The 267-nt window shown below is 66.3% G+C and carries 1 protein-coding gene; it reads right to left on the reverse strand.

Features of this window, described 5'->3' with window-relative positions:
- Positions 1 to 267: hypothetical protein (locus CVH10_RS21110; RefSeq protein ID WP_219924939.1), on the reverse strand; the 267-nt coding region annotated here is incomplete at both ends.

The raw sequence follows: 267 nt of genomic DNA on the forward strand, positions 1-267 counted from the left end.
GAGGTGTAGCGGTACAGGTCCTCGAGCAGCTTGCCCTTCCAGGCATTCCACACGCGCGGCGAGGTGCCGCGGATGTCGGCGATGGTCAGCAGGTACAGGGCGGTCAGGTAGCGTTCGCTGCCCACACGCTTGGCGAAGGCGGCGATCACGTCGGGGTCGCGCAGGTCCTGCTTCTGCGCCACGGTGCTCATCGTGAGGTGTTCGGTCACCAGGAACTCGATGAGCCTGCTGTCCTCGCGTTCGACGCCGTGCTGCTGGCAGAAGCGG

The sequence above is a fragment of the Halomonas sp. ND22Bw genome, assembly GCF_003011945.1.
Classification (GTDB): domain Bacteria; phylum Pseudomonadota; class Gammaproteobacteria; order Pseudomonadales; family Halomonadaceae; genus Halomonas; species Halomonas halophila.